The following is a 16,147-nucleotide window of genomic DNA, read 5'->3' on the forward strand; positions in this document are numbered from 1 at the left end:
CGAACTCTTTGAAGGACCGTATGTACGACAGCCGCACACACGCACCCCGATCCCACCGCCACCGCCACCACCCCGACCAGCGACCACAGGCACACGCGTTCGCATCACCTCGCCGACGCCGACAGCGGTACGGGCGCTCCGCTCCCCGAACCGGATACGGCGACGCTCCGCGTCGCAACACCCGGATGCGATTCCTCCCCGGCGTGAACGCCGGAGCCTCCTCGCAAGAAACAGGTGAACGATGACGCAGGTACTCGACAAGCCCCTGGAGCTGAAGGCGCCGCCTTCTCCGGCCGAACGCACGGCCCACCGAAGGGCGTTGCTGGAATGGATCGCGATCCACTCCCTGGGCATCGCGGCGGCCCTCTTCTTCACCCTCCCCTTCGTCTTCGTCTTCCTCACCTCGCTCATGAGCGACTCCCAGGCCCTCAGCCGCGACCTGATGCCGCACACCTGGGAGTGGGACAACTACCGCAGGGTCTTCGACACCCCAGGCTTCCTCACGTGGTGGAAGAACACCCTGGTCTACGCGTTCCTGGGCACGGCCCTCACGGTGATCTCCTCGATCCCGGTGGCCTACGCCCTGGCCAAGTTCCGCTTCCGAGGCCGCAATCTGGCGTTGATGCTGGTCATCTCCATGATGATGCTGCCGCCGCAGGTCATCATCATCCCGATGTACCTGTTCTGGGCGAAGCAACTGGACCTCTCCGGCACCCTCTGGCCCTTGATCATCCCCATGGCGTTCGGCGACGCGTTCTCCATCTTCCTGCTGCGCCAGTTCCTCACCACGATCCCCGACGAGTACCTGGACGCGGCGAGGGTCGACGGCTGCGGCGACCTGCGCACGCTATTGAAGGTCGTCCTGCCGATGGCGAAACCGGGCATCGCCGCAGTGGCCCTCTTCCAGTTCTTCTACGCGTGGAACGACTACTTCGGCCCCCAGATCTACGCCTCGGAGAACCCGGGCGCCTGGACGCTCTCCTACGGCCTGGAGTCGTTCAAGGGCGCCCACCACACCGACTGGAACCTCACCATGGCCGCCACCGTGCTGGTCATGGCCCCCGTGATCCTCGTGTTCTTCTTCGCCCAGAAGGCGTTCGTAGAGGGTGTCACGCTCACCGGAGTAAAGGGTTAGACGCATGAAACTCACCGTGGTCGGCGGAGGCTCGACCTACACCCCCGAACTCGTGGACGGCTTCGCCCGCCTCAGGGACACCCTCCCCATCGAGGAACTGGTCCTGATGGACCCCGCCGAAGACCGCCTGGCCCTGGTGGGCGGCCTGTCCCGCCGTATCTTCGCCCGCCAGGACCACCCCGGCCGCATCACCACCACGACCGACCTCGACCGCGCGGTCGACGGCGCGGATGCGGTCCTCCTCCAGCTCCGCGTGGGCGGCCAGGCGGCCCGCGAGCAGGACGAGACCTGGCCCCTCGACTGCGGCTGCGTGGGCCAGGAGACAACGGGCGCCGGCGGCCTGGCGAAGGCCCTGCGCACGGTCCCGGTCGTCCTCGACATCGCGGACCGCGTACGCCGCACCAACCCCGACGCGTGGATCATCGACTTCACGAACCCGGTCGGCATCGTGACCCGCGCCCTGCTGGAGGCGGGCCACAAGGCGGTGGGCCTGTGCAACGTGGCGATCGGGTTGCAGCGCAAGTTCGCGGCGCTGCTCGGGGTCTCCGCCCCGGAGGTCCACCTGGACCACGTAGGCCTCAACCACCTCACCTGGGAGACAGGCGTACGCCTGGGCGGCCCGGAGGCGGAGGACGTCCTGCCCGAGCTGCTGACGAACCACGGCGACAGGATCGCGAGCGACCTGCGCCTCCCCCGCGCCCTGCTGGACGACCTGGGCGTGATCCCGTCGTACTACCTGCGCTACTACTACGCGCACGACGAGGTCGTACGAGAACTGCGGACGAAGCCGTCGAGGGCGGCCGAAGTCGCGGCGATGGAGAAGGAACTGCTCACGATGTACGCGGACCCGGCGCTGGACGAGAAGCCGGAGCTGCTGGCCAAGCGCGGCGGCGCGTACTACTCGGAGGCGGCGGTGGACCTGGCGGCGGCCCTGCTGGGCGGCGCCGGCACGCCGTACCAGGTGGTGAACACGTACAACCGGGGCACGCTCCCGTTCCTCCCCGACGACGCGGTGATCGAGGTACAGGCGGCGGTGGGAGCCAAGGGCGCGTCCCCGCTCCCCGTCGCCCCGGTGGACCCCCTCTACGCGGGCCTGATGGCCAACGTGACGGCGTACGAGCACCTGGCCCTGGAGGCGGCCCTGCGCGGCGGCCGGTCGCGCGTCTTCCAGGCGCTCCTCGCCCACCCCCTCATCGCCCAGTACGAGTACGCCGAGACGCTCACGGACCGATTGATCGCACACAACCGGGAGCACCTCACGTGGGCCTGACCGCGACCGTCCTCGCCATCGACGCCGGCAACAGCAAGACGGACGTGGCGATCGTGACGGCGGACGGCGACGTCCTGGCCACGGCGCGTGGGGGCGGCTTCCGCCCGCCGTCGGTCGGCCTGGACACGGCGATGGACACGCTCGCCGCCCCTGTCCGCCAGGCCCTCACCACCGCCGGACTCACCTCCGTCACCCACGTCTCGGCGTGCCTGGCCAACGCGGACTTCCCGGTCGAGGAGGACCGGTTGGAGACGGCGCTGCACGCCCGCGCCTGGGGCACGACGGTGAGGGTCCGCAACGACACCTTCGCGATCCTGCGCGCGGGGGTGACGGAACCCCGGGGCGTCGCGGTCGTCTGCGGCGCCGGAATCAACTGCGTCGGCATGCGCCCCGACGGCCGCACGGCCCGCTTCCCGGCCCTCGGCAGGGTCTCGGGCGACTGGGGCGGCGGCTGGGGTCTCTCGGAGGAGGCGATGTGGCATGCGTCACGTGCGGAGGACGGCCGGGGGCCTGCCACAGCCCTGTCCCGGGCCCTCCCCGCACACTTCGGCCTCTCCTCCATGTACGCGCTCATCGAGGCGCTGCACCTGGGCCAGGTAGAGCAGTCCCGCCGCCACGAGCTGACACCGGTCCTCTTCGCGACGGCGGCTACCGGAGACCCGATCGCCCGCACGATCGTCGACCGCCAGGCCGAGGAGGTGGTCTCCATGGCCGTGGTGGCCCTCACCCGCCTCGACCTGCTGGATGAGCCGACCCCGGTCCTCCTGGGCGGCGGCGTCCTGGCGGCCGAGCACCCCCAACTGAACACCATGATCCAGAACTTGCTGGCCGACCGGGCCCCCAAGGCGATCCCGCAGGTGGTCACGGCCGGTCCTGTCCTCGGCGCGGCCCTCCTCGGGCTGGACAGGGTGGGGTCGAGTGAGGGGGCGCAGGGGCGGTTGCGGGCGCATTTCGGGGCGTGAGACGGGGCTGGGCGGGCGGGTGCACGAACAGCCTCCGTGGACGGCCGCTGTGACTGGGGTACGCGCGGGCGCATACTGAGGCAATGACAAAGCCTTCCGCGAAGCGTCACCTGCCCACCAGCCCCTTCAAACCCCCGGTCGTGCCGGCTCCCAAGCACTTCGCCGTCGGCGACCAGGTCACCCACGACATCTACGGTCTCGGCCGGGTGATCGGCATCGAGGAGGGAATCGCGGCGCTGGTGAACTTCGGCGGCTCGGTGGAGCAGCGGATCCTGAGCCCGTACGCGAAGATGACCAAGCTCTAGTTCCACCGCAGCACCCGCTCACCGCACGCCAGGTCCCAACGGGGGGCTTGGATTCAAAGGGAGACCTCTCATCGACCTGACCTCGCCGTTCTCCGCCCCGGACGGACCGCCCAGCTCCCCTGCCACAGCATCACCCCCGCCGGCCAGGAACCCCTTCCAGGCCCCGGACTTCGGAGAGGACGAGCCGTTCGCAGCCCCGGGTCAGGACCTCGGGCCTGTGTGGGTCACCCCCCAGGGGTAGTGGTCGCCCGCCTCCAGGGGCTCACCGGGCACGTCAGACGCGAACGCCGATCACGGAGGGTACGAGGGGACACGTGCCGAGAGAGCCGCGATCGGCGGCGACGCAACCGCCAGGGAATCCGAGCGGTCCAGCGGCTGCACCTCACCAGCACTCGACGGGGTCCCGCCCGTTAATCACTCGACTCCCCCTCCGGTCTGCGAAAAACTCCCCGCGATGACGCGACGAACCGATACGCCTCCCACTTGGGATGAGCGCACGCAGCTGATCACCTTCCTGGACTACGCCCGTGACACGGCGCGCGCCAAGTGCGAGGGCGTGTCCGCGGAAGACGCCCGCAGAGCCCCGCTTCCGGACTCACCGCTCATGACCCTGTGCGGCCTGATCAGCCATCTGCGGTGGGTCGAGCACCACTGGATCCAGGTGATGTTCCTGGGAGAGGAACCCGAGGGTCCGCTCACGCGGGCGAGCGACGACGACCCCGACCCCGAGATGCGGACAGCGGTCGACATCCCGTTGCCCCGGCTTCTCGCCGCATACGAGGAGCAGAGCGACCGCTACCGTCGCCTGCTGTCCGAGCACGACTTGAACTCAACGGCCAAGCGCCCCATCGGCGACGGCCGCCATGTGGACCTCCGCTGGGTGATCCTCCACCTCGTCGAGGAGATCTCCCGGCACAACGGGCATCTCGACATCGTGCGAGAGCTCGTCGACGGACGGACCGGCGTCTAGCCCTGGGTTCCCCTTCACCCACCCGCGAACCCCCAGGTCAGCCGCTCCCGCCCGAACGAGTTACCACCCAGACGTGGCGTTGCGGCAAGATGGGGTGTATCTGCCCACTGCCAGTTTCAAGCTGCCGGACGGTTTCTCTTGGCTGAGTTCATTTACACCATGCGCAAGGCGCGCAAAGCGCACGGCGACAAGGTGATCCTCGACGACGTGACGACGAGCTTCTACCCGGGAGCGAAGATCGGCGTCGTCGGCCCGAACGGCGCCGGCAAGTCGACGATCCTGAAGATCATGGCGGGTCTGGAGCAGCCGTCCAACGGTGACGCCTTCCTCACGCCCGGTTACACCGTCGGCATCCTGCTGCAGGAGCCGCCGCTGACCGAGGACAAGACCGTCCTGGAGAACGTCCAGGAGGGTGTCGCCGAGGTCAAGGGCAAGCTCGACCGGTTCAACGAGATCGCCGAGCAGATGGCGACCGACTACACCGACGCGCTCATGGACGAGATGGGCAAGCTCCAGGAGGAGCTCGACCACGCCAACGCCTGGGACCTCGAGGCGCAGCTGGAGCAGGCCATGGACGCGCTGGGCTGCCCGCCCGGCGACTGGCCCGTCACCAACCTGTCCGGTGGTGAGCGCCGCCGCGTCGCGCTGTGCAAGCTGCTGCTGGAGCAGCCCGACCTGCTGCTGCTCGACGAGCCCACCAACCACCTCGACGCCGAGTCGGTGAACTGGCTGGAGCAGCACCTGGCCAAGTACCCCGGCACCGTCGTAGCGGTCACTCACGACCGGTACTTCCTCGACAACGTCGCCCAGTGGATCTGCGAGATCGACCGCGGCCGCCTCTACCCCTACGAGGGCAACTACTCGAAGTACCTGGAGACCAAGGCCGCGCGCCTCAAGGTCGAGGGCCAGAAGGACGCCAAGCGGCAGAAGCGTCTGAAGGAAGAGCTCGAGTGGGTGCGGTCCAACGCCAAGGGCCGTCAGGTCAAGTCCAAGGCGCGTCTGGCCCGCTACGAGGAGATGGCCGCCGAGGCCGAGAAGATGCGGAAGCTGGACTTCGAGGAGATCCAGATCCCGCCGGGCCCGCGTCTGGGCAGTGTCGTCGTCGAGATCAACAACCTCAGCAAGGGCTTCGGCGAGAAGCTCCTCATCGACGACCTCAGCTTCACGCTCCCGCGCAACGGCATCGTCGGCATCATCGGCCCGAACGGCGCCGGTAAGACGACCCTGTTCAAGATGATCCAGGGCCTGGAGGAGCCGGACTCCGGTTCCATCAAGGTCGGCGAGACCGTCAAGATCTCGTACGTCGACCAGAGCCGCGAGAACATCGACCCGAAGAAGACCCTGTGGGCCGTGGTCTCCGACGAGCTCGACTACATCAACGTCGGCCAGGTCGAGATGCCCAGCCGTGCCTACGTCTCCGCGTTCGGCTTCAAGGGCCCGGACCAGCAGAAGCCGGCCGGGGTGCTCTCCGGCGGTGAGCGCAACCGCCTGAACCTCGCGCTCACCCTCAAGCAGGGCGGCAACCTGCTGCTCCTCGACGAGCCGACCAACGACCTGGACGTCGAGACCCTGAGCAGCCTGGAGAACGCGCTGCTCGAGTTCCCGGGCTGCGCCGTGGTCGTCTCCCACGACCGGTGGTTCCTGGACCGGGTGGCCACGCACATCCTCGCCTACGAGGGCGAGTCCAAGTGGTTCTGGTTCGAGGGCAACTTCGAGTCGTACGAGAAGCACAAGATCGAGCGGCTCGGCCCGGACGCCACCCGTCCGCACCGCGCCACCTACAAGAAGCTGACCCGGGGCTGATCGATCTTGCGGCACAACTACCGCTGCCCGCTGCGTTGGTCGGACATGGACGCGTACGGCCATGTCAACAACGCGGTCTTCGTGCGCTACCTGGAGGAAGCCCGCATCGACTTCCTCTTCCGGCCGGAGAAGGATTTCCAGCAGGGGTCCGTGGTGGCACGCCATGAGATCGACTACAAGCGGCAGCTCGTCCACCGGCACCACCCGGTCGACATCGAGCTGTGGATCAGCGAGATCCGGGCCGCGTCCTTCACCATCAGCTACGAGGTGAAGGACGACGACCTGGTCTACGTACGGGCCTCGACGGTGGTCGTGCCGTTCGACTTCGAGGCACAGCGTCCGCGCCGGATCACCGCGGAGGAACGGGAGTTCCTCCAGGAGTACACGGACGACGCCGAGGAGGAGGCCGTCGCAGCATGACGGTCCTGCACCTCGTCGACGAGGGGGAGGCGGCGGATCTCGCGGCCTTCCTCTCCCGGCTGCTCCACTACGACCGTGGAGCCGCGGTGCGCCTGCAGGCGGCGGGCACCGCACTGGCCGTCTTCGGACGGCCGCCGTCCTTCGAGGTACTGGCCGTGCGCGCGGTGCGGCTGGCGAAGCCGTACGAGAACGGGCTGGACGTCACGCTCGACGTGACCGTGTCCGCCGGTGAACTGCTGGAGTCGGTGGACGAGAAGGCCGCAACGGCCGTGGTGCCGGGTGCGGTGACCGGGCCGCCGTGGGCCGGTGTGCTGCCGCCGCGCGGCGGCTGGCGGCCCGAGCCGGGGCTGCCGGCGCCGGACGCCCTGCGGTCCCTGGTCGCCGCCGTGGTCGCCGAGTTCCGGTCCCGTACGCAGGAGTTGCCGTCCGAGGGACGCACCAGGGCCGAGCTGGACCGGATCGGGCGGGACATCTGGTCCCGTACGGTCGGCGACACCGGCCTCCCCGTGCGGGTCGTGCACGCAGCGCAGTCGCTCGGCTTCCTGCGGCCGGGAGTGCCGCTGGGGCTGTTCTCCTCGGGCGCGTGGCTCCGGCTGCGCACGCCGTACGGATCGGTCGCCGTACGGCGTACCGGGCTCGGGGCGCTGGACGTCAGCGTCCGCTGAGCAGCGCCCCTCCTGCCGGTCAGCCCGGCGCGTTCACCATCGAGGCCGCCGCGTACGTCAGGTACTTCCACAGCGTGTACTCGTGCTCCTCGGACAGCCCGAGTTCGTCGACGGCGACCCGCATGTGCTTCAGCCAGGCGTCGTGCGCCGCACGGTCGACCGTGAACGGCGCGTGCCGCATCCGCAGGCGGGGATGGCCGCGGTTGTCGCTGTACGTCGTCGGGCCGCCCCAGTACTGGATGAGGAACAGCACCAGGCGCTCCTCGGCCGGGCCCAGGTCCTCCTCGGGATACATGGGCCGCAGCAGCGGGTCCTCGGCGACTCCCTTGTAGAAACGGTGAACGAGCCGGCGGAAGGTCTCCTCCCCGCCGACCTGCTCGTAGAAGGTCTGCTCCTGAAGCGTGCCGCGCCGAATCTCATTCACGCCCTCCATGCTCTCAGACGCGGGGACATAGGACTCAAGGCCTAGGACCCGCCCGCTCCCGGGCACCGCTGCCCTTAGTGTGGGGGTATGGGCGGGCATGCACCCGACAGGGAACCGGAAGGGCCGGACGGGCTCGCCGCCTCCGCGCGGGCGGCACTGGTGCGCCGGATCGACGCGAGCGGGGCCTGGGCAGCCGACCCGGTGTGGCGTGAGGCGTTCGCGACGGTCCCGCGCCATCTCTTCGTGCCGTACTACTACGTCGGCGTCGCCGGCGGCTACGAACGACGCTGGGGCGAGAGCCCCGACCCCCGGGCGCGTGAGCGGTGGGTGCGCGGTGCCTACGAGGACACCCCGCTGGCGACGCGGCTGCGCGACGGCGAACTGCTCTCCTCCAGCAGCCAGCCCTCCCTGATGGCGGACATGCTGGCCGCGCTGTGCGTGAAGGACGGGGACACGGTCCTGGAGATCGGCGCCGGCACCGGCTACAACGCCGCGCTGCTCGCCCACCGGCTGGGCGACGACAAGGTGACCACCGTCGATCTCGACCCGGAGATCACCGAGTCGGCCCGCCGTCACCTGGCCGCGGCCGGATACCAGCCGGTCGTCGTCACCGGCGACGGCGCCCGGGGCGTGCCCGAGCGCGCGCCGTTCGACCGGATCATCGCCACCTGCGCCCTGAACACCGTGCCGCGCGCCTGGCTCGCGCAGAGCCGTCCCGGCGGCCGGATCCTCATGCCGCTCGGCACCGGCCTGATCGTCCTCACGGTGAGCGACGCCGGGCATGCCGAGGGGCGGTTCCTGCACACGCCCGCCTACTTCGTTCCGCTGCGCGGCGGAGCCCGGCCCTGGGGCGAGCCGGCCCAGTTGGGCGGGGTGCCGCGCAGGGCCCGGGAGGACGACCTGTTCCGCTTCCTGCTGACGCTGACCCGCGGCAGCCTCGACCCGCAGGAGGCGCACGCGCTGTGGGAGCAGGAGGGCATGCCGCAGCGGGAGCGCTACGGCATCACGGTCAGGGGCGACCACGAGTGGGCCTGGCTGGACGACCCGGAGGGGCCGTACGCCTGGCCCCTCCCGTCCTGATCCCGGAAGGGCTCGCTCAGCCCCGGCGGATCGTGATCGTCGTCCAGGCGCCCACGTGCACCCGGTCGCCGTCCTGCAGCGGGACGGGGACGAACGGCTGGATCGGTTCGTCCGAGCCGTTGACCGTCGTGCCGTTCGTCGAGTTCTGGTCGACGACCGCCCAACTGCCGTCCGGCTGCTGGACCAGCACAGCGTGCTGGTGCGAGACGCCCGGGTCCTCCGGCGGCACCGCCAGGTCGACGTCGGGGGTGTCGCCGGTGGAGTGCCGGCGGCGGCCGATCGTGAGCTGGTTGCCGGTGAGCGTGCGTTGCTGCTCGGGCGAGTACGCGGGCAGGTTCAGGCCTGCGGCCTCGGGGCCGGAGCGCTGCATCATCGCCATGAAGTAGTCGCGGTCCGGGCCGATGGTCGCGGTCCAGGTCGACGGTCCCTGCGGCGCCTGGGGCTGCTGCGGGAAGCCGCCGGGGCCGGGGCCCGGGCCGGGCGGGGCCTGGGTCGCGCCCGGCTGCGGGTAGCCGTAGCCACCGCCCTGACCGGGGCCGGGCGGGGCCTGCGTCGCGCCGGGCTGCGGGTAGCCGTAGCCACCGCCCTGGCCCGGACCGGGAGGGGCCTGCGTCGCGCCCGGCTGGGGGAAGCCGTAGCCACCGCCCTGACCGGGGCCGGGGCCGCCGGGGCCACCCGGACCACCAGGGCCACCCGGGCCGGAGGTCGGCGGGGAGATCACCCAGTCGTCTTCACCGCCGCCGAACGGACCGCCCTGCTGCGGCGGCCGCTGGGTCTCCTGCGGGAATCCGGGCGGGGCCGGCGGGCCGGACTGCTGGAAGGCCTGCGGAGCACCGGGCGCACCGGGGCCGCCGGGACCACCAGGTCCACCGGGGCCACCGGGGCCACCGGGTCCGCCGGGACCGGGCGGCGGCGGGACCGGCCGCGAGGGGTCGGCACCGAATCCGGGCGGGCCGGGAGGGCCACCGGGTCCGGGGTGACCGCCGGGGCCGGGAGGACCACCAGGTCCGGGAGGGCCGCCGGGACCGGGGTAGCCGCCGGGGCCACCGGGTCCGCCCGGTCCGGGGAAACCGCCGCCGGGGGGAGGCGGAGGGCCCGAGGGGTCGCTGCCGAACGGCGGGATCGGCTCGGCCGGGCGGTTCATCTGCGACGGGCGGGAGCCCTGGTACTCGTACGAGTCACCGCCGCCGTAGGACGGACCCGACGGGCCGGGACCGGGCTGGTCCGGAGGCTGGAAACGCACACCCGGGCCGGGCGCCTGCGGGGGCGGGGCCGCGGGGGTGTACGAGGTCGCCGTGTTCGTCAGGAAGTTCCACCGGCACTCCTCGCAGAAGGGCGCGCCGCCCTCACGCGGCGTACGGCACTGCGGGCAGAGCTCCGGCTCGGCGTTCGGTACGGCGGACAGGTGCGGAGGGCGTCCACCAGGACCGCCGGGACCACCGGGCGGGCCACCGGGGCCCCCGGGACCACCGGGTCCACCCGGGCCGCCGGGGGGCGGGAAGCCGTAGCCGCCGGGCGGGGGCGGTGGAGGGGGCGGAGGCACGGCACCCGCCATGCGGTGACCGCAGACCTCGCACCAGTCGTCGGAACCCGACTGGTGTCCGTTCGGGCAGGTCGGCATGTCGGCCCGTCCCTCCTTCGATCTCTTCTAGGTCACTTCTTGACACGAACGGTCTTGGTGGACCGGGTCTCGAGCGTCATCTCGTCGGCCTCCTGAACCTTCGCCTTCAGTCGCACAGTACCGGTCGCGGCATCGACCACGTCCACCACCTTCGCAAGCAGTTTCGCAGTATCGGCGTTCCCGGAGGCACTCGCGAGCTGAACGGCCCGGCCCAGTTTGGCCGTTGCTCCGTCCATATCTCCCGCTTTGCGAAGGTCCAGCCCATGCTGGATGGCCTGTGCCAGTTCGGCCTGCCCGGTGTAGTGGGCGACCTGAGGGTTGATCGACGTCGAGGCGACCATGTCGTCGGTCCACACGGCCCTCACCAGGCCCTGCGCGCCGAGGTTCTGGACGCTGCCGTCGGGCTGCGGAATGACCAGCGAGATCCGGGCCGCGAGCATCTCCTGCCCGATGTGCGCGGCCGGGACCTCGACACAGACGTGGTAGTCACGGGACTCATCGCCCCAGGAACCAAGGGGGTAGTCGCCCGCGCGGGGGCCCGCCTCGGTGCGCCTGCCGGTCAGTTCCTCGACCGTCGGTGCGACCTGCTTGACGAACTTCACGGTGGTGTCGACCGGGGTCCACAGCCGCAGGGAGACGTCCGCGACCTCCTTGCCCATCGCCGTCTCCATCATCTGCGTGAAGTCGGCGGCGAGGCCGGCCGGATCGGCGACGATGTCGGCGGTGCCGAGCAGGGCGGAGGCGATCCCTGTGACTTCTTTCACTTCCCAGTCGGTGCCCACGCCGCGCGCGTCGCAGGTGAAGCGCCCGGCGCACGCGTCGAGCGCGGCCCTCAGATCCTCGGGCGATTCGTGCTCATTGCGGCCGTCGGTGAGCAGGATGCCGTGCCGGATGGCGACGTCCGCGGAGGAGAGCAGACGGTCGGCGAGTTTCAGCCAGGTGCCGATGGCCGTGCCGCCGCCCGCGCTGAGCGAGCGCAGCGCCTGCTTGGCCTGCGCGCGGGTGGTGGCGTCGGCGACCGCGACGCGCCCGCCGCCCGGGTAGACCTCCTTGGCCACGTGCGTCCCGCCGATCACGGCGAAGTGCACGCCGTCGCGCAGGGTGTCGATCGCGGCGGCCGTGGCGTCCCGGGCGTTGCGCATCTTGGTCGGCGGGTAGTCCATCGACCCCGAGCAGTCGACCATGACCGCCACGGCGGCGGACGGGCCCTGGCCGGGCGAGTAGAGGTGGGGCGCCGCGACCGCGCTGCCGATCGTGCCGCCGCCGGTCGCCGTCACCGTGACGATGGCGTTGACCTCGCGGGCGCCTTCCGGCAGGTACTCGTTCTGGTACACGTCCACCGAGAACTGCGGCACGTTCGACTTCGAGAAAATGGCCATGCCTGCTTCGATCCCCCTCGAAAGCACCCGCCGGAGCGGGGTGATGACGGTAGGCGGACCGGTCCCCTCCGGTCCGCCGAGGCGTCCCCGTACGTGGCCTCAGGCCGATCCTGCCCCCTGGGGCACGGCGGGGAACGGCACGAGGGCCACTGTTACGTTGTCGTGGCCCCCACCGTCCAGGGCGTGGCCGAGGAGCACCCGGGCGCTGTGCAGCGGATGCGCGGCGGCGTCGAGCGGGAGGACCCGGGCCATCTCCTCGGCCGCCTCCGCGTAGTTCCACAGACCGTCCGTGCAGACCACCACCACGCCCGGCCGGTCCGGCTTGAACGCGGCGGTGTGCGGTTCCAGTTCGTAGGCGTCCGCGCCGAGCCAGCCGGTGATCGCGTGGGCGCGCTCGTCGGCGTAGGCCTCGGCCTCGTTCATCAGGCCCGCGGCGACCATCTGCGCGGCCCACGAGTCGTCCTCGGTGAGCCGGGCGGGGGGAGCGCTCCGGTCGACCGGGACCCAGTAGGCGCGGCTGTCGCCGACCCAGCCGACGATCAGCAGGCCCGATGTCACCACGGCGCCCACGATGGTGCACGCGGGGGCGTTCTGGTGCGGGGCCTGCTCCAGGGCCGTGGCGGGCTCGGCGGCAAGCGAGTTGACGGCGCGTGAGGCGGCGACGATCGCGTCGTGCATCGCCTGCTGCGGATGCGCGCCGCGCGGCAGGGCGGCCAGCACCGCCTCGCTCGCGGCCCGCGACGCGGCCTGGGAGGCGTCGTCGGGGCGGGTCGCCGAGGAGACTCCGTCGCAGACGATCGCCACGGAGGCGGGGGTGCCGTCGGGCAGCGCGGCGGTGCCGATGGCGAACGCGTCCTCGTTGCGGTGGTGGCGCAGGCCGCGGTCGCTGACCGCGGCCATCGGGCCGGACTCCTGCTCCATGTGGTCCCGTTCGCGCGGCTGGGCGTGGCCGCAGTTCTCGCAGTAGCCGTCGTCGTCCACGCGGCCGGCACGGCAGGCCACGCAGACCTTGCCGCCGGCGCCGGCGGCCGGGGCCGCGGGCTCGGCGGACACCCGTGGGTCCGGTGCCTGGAGGAGGTACTCGTCGGGCTGCATCTGATCGGGCTGGATCTGATCGGGCTGGGTCTGGTACGTCTCCGGCGGCGCGGCAGGTCCGTCGGGCTGCGGCCTCCGGTCGAACCGCACGCCGGAGGCCGGGGGCTCCTGCGGTGGCATGGGGCCGCCCGCGGCCGGGGCCTGAGTGGCCGCCGGCCCCGGGGCCGGCCAGGGCGCACCGGAGGGTGGCGCCGGCGGGCGCTCGGGATACTCACCGGCCGGAGCGCCCTGGGCGGGCACCGAGCCGTTCATGGTGATGGTCGGGTTGTCCTGCGGCCGTTCGGGCACGGCGGACAGGTCATATCCGCACGCGCCGCAGAAACGGTCACCCGATTCGAGGGGTTCCTCGCAACTCGGGCAGGCGGACAACTGGGGCATCTGCGACATCAACTACACCCACGTCCGGGGGCGGTAACGATTGGCACGTTCCACCAGGTCGATCCTCTCCTCGCCGCCCCGCGCCAGCCGGGCCAGCGTGCGGTACGAGCGTTCCAGGCCGAAACGCAGGCCCCGCTCGTCCAGGCCGCTGCCGAGCAGCGTCCGTCCCCCGGCGGCGGGAGGGACGGAACCCTGGCCCCCGGAGAGTACCCAGTCCAGGGCACTGCCGAGGACTTCGGCCGACAGTTGTTCCCGCCGCGCCGGGTCCAGACCGTACGCCTCCAGCGCCTCGACCTGCGCCGCGGCGGCCGTGAGATCCTCCAGGAACGGTACGTCGGAGGCGGCCGCAGTGCGTTGCCTCAGCCGCGCCCGTACGGCCGCCACGCGCGCGGCCGTGTAGTGGATGGAGGACTCCGGGACCGACTCCAGCGTCGTCACGGCGCTGCGCCGGTCCCCGGTGGCCAGTTGTACGCGGGCCAGCCCGAACGCGGCGCTCACATGACTCGGGTCGGTCGACCACACCAGCCGGTAGTACTCGGCGGCGTTGTCGAGCTGGCCCAGCACCTCCGCGCACAGGCCCAGCGCCAGCTTGGGCGCGATCTCGCCCGGGAAGGCGTCGTAGATCGCGTCGAAGGCGAGCGCGGCGCCCTCGTCGTCGCCGGTGACCAGCGCGGTCACGCCCCGGTACCAGACCACCCGCCAGTCGTCGGGCCGCTCCCCCTCCAGCGTGACCAGGGCCTCCAGCGCGGCGGCCGGCTCGCCGGTCTCCAGCCAGGCCCGGATCTGCCGCAGCCGCGTCTCGGTCGACGGGGCCGGGGCCGCCGCGAGGGCTCCGAGCAGCTCGGCCGGCGCGGACGTCATCAGGCCCGCCAGGAAACCGGCGTTGAGATCGGTCGGGTCGACCCGGGGGACGGGCAGTGCGAGGGCGGCGGCGGGGGCGTCGACGGGTCTGACGAGGCCGGCGGGAAGGGGGACGTGGGACTGCTCGCCGCCTGCCGGGAGCTGAGCCGCGGCCGGTTCCCGCACCCCGCGGGCGGGCGACTGGGCCACGGCCGGTCCGTAAGCGGTGGCGACGGGCAGCGCGGCGGCGGTCGGGGAACCGCGCCGTATCCGCACCACCCGCGCCCCCAGCCGGGACACCTCACCGTCCAGCCGCGGGAACAGCTCCGTGTCCGTGACCCGCAGTTCGGGCCCGAACAGGGTGGACAGGGCGGGCCGAGCGCGGCCCGTCTGCAGGGAGACGACCTCCCGTAGGACGCCGGTCAGCTGCTCGGTCATCTCCTGCGCGGAGGCGAACCGGCGGGCCGGATCAGGGTCGGTGGCGCGGACCAGCAGGCGGTAGAACGACTCGTACTGCCGGAAGACCTCGATGTGGTCCGGGTCGGGCAGGGAGTCCGCGTAGACGTTCGTGTAGCCCTGGAAGTCGAAGGTCAGGACGGCGAGCGTGCGGGCGACGGTGAAGAGGTCGCTCGCCACCGACGGGCCGGCCTCGGCCACCTCCGGCGCCTGATAGCCCACCGTGCCGTAGATGGCCGACTCCTCGTCGTCCATCCTGCGCACCGCGCCCATGTCGATCAGCTTGAGCTGGTCCTCGGTCTGGATCGCGTTGTCGACCTTGAAGTCGCAGTACAGCAGGTTGCGGCTGTGCAGGTGGCCGAGCGCCTCCAGCGCCTCGATGCCGTACGCGCAGGCCTGCTCGACCGGCAGCGGATCGCGCCTGCCCTGCGCTGTGCGGCGGCCGTTGGCGATCTCCTTCAGCGACTTGCCGCCGACGTACTCCATGACGATGTAGCCGTCGAGGGAGCCCGTGCGCTGGTCCAGGTGCTCCACGAAGTTGTAGATCCGCACGATGTTGGCGTGCTCGATCTCCGCGAGGAAGCGCCGCTCGGAGATCGCCGCGGCCATCGCGTCCTGGTCGCCGGTGTCCAGCAGGCCCTTGAGGACCACCCAGCGGTCCGAGACCGCCCGGTCGACGGCGAGGTAGACCCACCCCAGGCCGCCGTGCGCGAGGCAGCCGACCACCTCGTACTGGCCGTGCACGACATCACCGGACTTGAGCTTCGGCACGAACGAGTACGGGTGGCCGCACTTGGTGCAGAACCCCTCCGTACGCCCCGGCCGGTCACCGCGCGCCCGGCCCACCTGAGCGCCGCAGTCGGAACGCGAGCAGAACCGCTTCCGCTCGGGCACCTCGGGGTTGTCCAGGACCATCTCGCGCGGGTCGGGCCGCGGGATCGGCGGCACCTGCACAAGACCGGCGCCCAGCCGGCCCCGGGACGAGGAACCGGCGCCGGAGCCGGAGCTGCGCACCGACACCGAGCGGCTCGTCGACTTGCCCGACAGGGAGCGCGAGAGGCGTCCCGACACCGAGCGGCGGGACTTCGACGACTGGGACGACGTACGCGAACTGCGGCTGCTGGAGCGGGAGCTGCCACTGGCGCCCGAGCCGCGCGAGCCTCCCTTGCCGCCGGCGGTGATGCCGGTGGGGGGCGAGGCGACCATGCCTCCCCCGGAGGGGGGACCCCCAGCCGCGACGACCGGGGCGAGGCCGCACGTGTCGCAGTACAACTCGCCGCCGCCCATGTCCTCGTAGGCGCCCGTGCAGGTGGGGCGTTGACAGCCGCGTGCCTCGGTCATGGA

Annotated in this window: 14 protein-coding genes; 9 read left to right on the plus strand and 5 right to left on the minus strand. The window is 71.6% G+C overall.

Translation table 11 applies throughout. The features are described from left to right. The first annotated feature begins 241 nt into the window (after nt 1-241). The 8 genes from ACZ6I3_RS24695 to ACZ6I3_RS24730 all read left to right on the plus strand — a co-directional run bounded on the left by ACZ6I3_RS24695 (nt 242) and on the right by ACZ6I3_RS24730 (nt 7,530). Nucleotides 242-1,135 (plus strand): carbohydrate ABC transporter permease, encoded by an 894-nt coding sequence (locus tag ACZ6I3_RS24695; RefSeq protein ID WP_469417413.1) that lies wholly within the window; start codon nt 242-244, stop codon nt 1,133-1,135. Nucleotides 1,136-1,139: 4 nt separating this feature from the next. After that, nucleotides 1,140-2,405 (plus strand): 6-phospho-beta-glucosidase, encoded by a 1,266-nt coding sequence (locus ACZ6I3_RS24700; RefSeq protein WP_469417414.1) that lies wholly within the window; start codon nt 1,140-1,142, stop codon nt 2,403-2,405. Continuing rightward, nucleotides 2,396-3,367 carry an N-acetylglucosamine kinase gene (locus ACZ6I3_RS24705; RefSeq protein ID WP_469417416.1) on the plus strand — a complete coding sequence of 324 codons (972 nt, stop codon included), beginning with the start codon at nt 2,396-2,398 and terminating at the stop codon, nt 3,365-3,367. The genes ACZ6I3_RS24700 and ACZ6I3_RS24705 overlap by 10 nt, the downstream gene beginning before the upstream one ends. A gap of 83 nt (nt 3,368-3,450) precedes the next feature. Next, nucleotides 3,451-3,672, plus strand: a complete 222-nt coding sequence (locus ACZ6I3_RS24710; protein ID WP_184592772.1) for a hypothetical protein — start codon at nt 3,451-3,453, stop codon at nt 3,670-3,672. 454 nt (nt 3,673-4,126) lie between these two features. After that, nucleotides 4,127-4,642: a DinB family protein gene (locus tag ACZ6I3_RS24715; protein WP_469417417.1), complete on the plus strand. Its 516-nt coding sequence runs from the start codon at nt 4,127-4,129 to the stop codon at nt 4,640-4,642. A 138-nt stretch (nt 4,643-4,780) separates the two neighbouring features. After that, nucleotides 4,781-6,445 (plus strand): energy-dependent translational throttle protein EttA, encoded by a 1,665-nt coding sequence (gene ettA / locus ACZ6I3_RS24720; protein ID WP_399027037.1) that lies wholly within the window; start codon nt 4,781-4,783, stop codon nt 6,443-6,445. A gap of 6 nt (nt 6,446-6,451) precedes the next feature. Beyond that, complete coding sequence (locus ACZ6I3_RS24725; RefSeq protein WP_391097609.1) at nt 6,452-6,865, plus strand: acyl-CoA thioesterase; 414 nt, start codon at nt 6,452-6,454, stop codon at nt 6,863-6,865. After that, nucleotides 6,862-7,530, plus strand: a complete 669-nt coding sequence (locus ACZ6I3_RS24730) for a DUF8185 domain-containing protein (RefSeq protein ID WP_469417419.1) — start codon at nt 6,862-6,864, stop codon at nt 7,528-7,530. The genes ACZ6I3_RS24725 and ACZ6I3_RS24730 overlap by 4 nt, the downstream gene beginning before the upstream one ends. 19 nt (nt 7,531-7,549) lie before the next feature. Here ACZ6I3_RS24730 and ACZ6I3_RS24735 read toward each other — a convergent pair whose 3' ends face one another. Next, nucleotides 7,550-7,963, minus strand: a complete 414-nt coding sequence (locus tag ACZ6I3_RS24735; protein ID WP_469417421.1) for a globin — start codon at nt 7,961-7,963, stop codon at nt 7,550-7,552. Nucleotides 7,964-8,041: 78 nt separating this feature from the next. Between ACZ6I3_RS24735 and ACZ6I3_RS24740 the strand changes: the two genes are divergently transcribed. Next, nucleotides 8,042-9,034 carry a methyltransferase domain-containing protein gene (locus ACZ6I3_RS24740; protein WP_469417423.1) on the plus strand — a complete coding sequence of 331 codons (993 nt, stop codon included), beginning with the start codon at nt 8,042-8,044 and terminating at the stop codon, nt 9,032-9,034. 16 nt (nt 9,035-9,050) lie between these two features. Here the strand turns inward: ACZ6I3_RS24740 and ACZ6I3_RS24745 are convergent, their stop codons facing one another. The 4 genes from ACZ6I3_RS24745 to ACZ6I3_RS24760 form a co-directional block, all read right to left on the minus strand. Beyond that, nucleotides 9,051-10,655, minus strand: a complete 1,605-nt coding sequence (locus ACZ6I3_RS24745; RefSeq protein ID WP_469417425.1) for an FHA domain-containing protein — start codon at nt 10,653-10,655, stop codon at nt 9,051-9,053. Between the two features lie 32 nt (nt 10,656-10,687). Beyond that, entirely contained in the window at nt 10,688-12,034 is a 1,347-nt protein-coding gene (locus ACZ6I3_RS24750; protein ID WP_469417427.1) for a vWA domain-containing protein, read from the minus strand. A gap of 99 nt (nt 12,035-12,133) precedes the next feature. After that, nucleotides 12,134-13,516 carry a PP2C family serine/threonine-protein phosphatase gene (locus tag ACZ6I3_RS24755; RefSeq protein ID WP_469417429.1) on the minus strand — a complete coding sequence of 461 codons (1,383 nt, stop codon included), beginning with the start codon at nt 13,514-13,516 and terminating at the stop codon, nt 12,134-12,136. A gap of 3 nt (nt 13,517-13,519) precedes the next feature. Beyond that, complete coding sequence (locus tag ACZ6I3_RS24760) at nt 13,520-16,144, minus strand: serine/threonine-protein kinase (protein ID WP_469417604.1); 2,625 nt, start codon at nt 16,142-16,144, stop codon at nt 13,520-13,522. Between the last annotated feature and the right edge of the window lie 3 nt (nt 16,145-16,147).

Source organism: Streptomyces sp. NPDC041940, assembly GCF_055589465.1.